General features: G+C 68.4%; 1 protein-coding gene. It reads right to left on the bottom strand.

What is annotated here, in order from left to right; all coding sequences use genetic code 11:
- A partial coding sequence (locus ACWD3H_RS47595; protein ID WP_451959795.1) for a beta-ketoacyl synthase N-terminal-like domain-containing protein occupies positions 1-1730 on the bottom strand: 1730 nt, incomplete at its 3' end.
- Between the last annotated feature and the right edge of the window lie 279 nt (positions 1731-2009).

Genomic DNA, 2009 nt, shown 5'->3' with positions numbered 1-2009 from the left:
GCCTCCACGACATCGACATCAGCCGCGCCAAGACCGGCATTGGCCAGAGCAGCACGAATGACACGCTGCTGCGAAGGACCATGAGGAGCCGTCAGACCGTTGGAGGCCCCGTCCTGGTTGATGGCCGACCCACGAACCACCGCCAGTACCCGGTGCCCCAGACGACGGGCGTCGGACAACCTCTCCAGCAGCAGCATCCCGGCGCCCTCGCTCGCCACCATGCCGTCGGCACCGGCACCGAACGCCTTCGTCCGGCCATCCGCCGCCAGCACGCGCTGCCGGGCGAAGTCCACGAACAGGTCGGTGGAGGCCATGACCGTGACACCACCGGCCAGCGCCAACTCGCACTCCCCCCGGCGCAACGCCTGAGCGGCCAGATGGATCGCCACCAGCGAGGAGGAACACGCGGTGTCCACCGTGATCGCCGGCCCCTCCAAGCCCAGCACGTAGGAGATGCGCCCCGAAGCCACACTGGCCGCCACTCCGGTCAGCCGGTGGCCCTCAACGGCTTCGGCGCTCCCGGCACCATACTCATGAGACCACGTACCCGCGAAGACCCCGGTGGGAGTCCCGGCCAGGCTACGCGGATCGATACCCGCCCTTTCCACCGCCTCCCAGGCGACCTCCAACAGCAACCGCTGCTGCGGATCCATCCCCAACGCCTCACGAGGCGAGATGCCGAAGAACTCCGCGTCGAACCCGGCGGCGTCATCCAGGAACCCGCCGCACCGAACGTACGTCGTACCCGACTCATCCGGATCAGAGCTGAACAACCGGTCCAGATCCCAGCCACGATCCACCGGGAACTCGACGCTCACCTCCCTTCCCGCCGCGACCACGTCCCACAGCTCCCCCGCGGACGTCACCCCACCGGGGAAACGGCAACCAATCCCCACCACCGCGATCGGTTCGTCTGTCTCCATCCCGACCGGTGTTGGAACGGCGGGGGATGCGACACCGGCTACCTGCTCGTAGAGATGAGTTGCCAGAGCCCGTGGCGTGGGGTGGTCGAAGACGACGGTCGGAGGAAGGTCGTAGCCCGTGGTCTGGCCGAGCTGCTTGCGAAGCTCAAGCGCGTTGAGGGAGGTGAAGCCGAGAGCCTTGAACTGCTGCTCTGGGTCGAGGGTGCCGGAGCTGACATGCCCGAGAACGGTCGCCACGTGGGCCTGGACGATCCGCAGGAGTCGGTCGTGTTGTTGACCTGGAGTGAGACCGGTCAGTTCGGCGGCGAAGGAACGTGCGGTGTCGGCATTGGCGGCACGGCGACGGACGATCCGGGCTGGGCGGCTCCTCGACGTGGCGGGAGTGTGCCCCTCCGAGAGCGGACTGCTTGAGCGGAGGGTGAGGGTGTCGATGGTGATGACCGGCGCGTCCGCGGGATCTGTCGCGGTGACGCTGATGGTGTCGGCGTCGATGGTGGTGATGCGTACCCGCAGCATCGTGGCGTCGGTGGCGTGCAGCGTGATGCCCGACAACGCGAACGGCATCCGCACCCCCTCGCCGTCACCACTGCCGCTGTCGTCACCGCCGCTGGTGGTGGGCAGGATGAGGGGGTGAAGCGCCGCGTCCAGAAGGGCGGGGTGGATGCCGTGACCGCGGCCGTCGAGGTTTTCGGGCAGCCGGACCTCGGCGTAGAGGTCATCACCCTGGCGCCAGATGGCGCTCACGGCCTGGAAGGCGGGACCGTACTGGTAACCGGCGGCGGCCAGCCGCTCATACAGGTCCTCCACCGCGACAGCCTGCGCACCCGGCGGCGGCCACGAATTCCAGGCCGCCGTCGTAGCCTCCGCAGACGACACATCCGAGGCGCGGGACAGGTATCCGCTCGCGTGTAGTGTCCAGCCCTCCTGCCCGCTTCCACCAGTGCTGTGGGGGCGGGAGTGAACGCTGAAGGCGCACCGCTCCTCCTGCGGCGTCCCGACGATGACCTGAAGGTCCACCGCCCCCTCGGCCTCCAGCACCAACGGCGCCTGCAACACCAACTCGTCGACGACCTGATGACCGGCATG

This window comes from Streptosporangium sp. NPDC002607, assembly GCF_053592655.1.
This window is presented reverse-complemented; position numbering and strand designations above follow the sequence as displayed.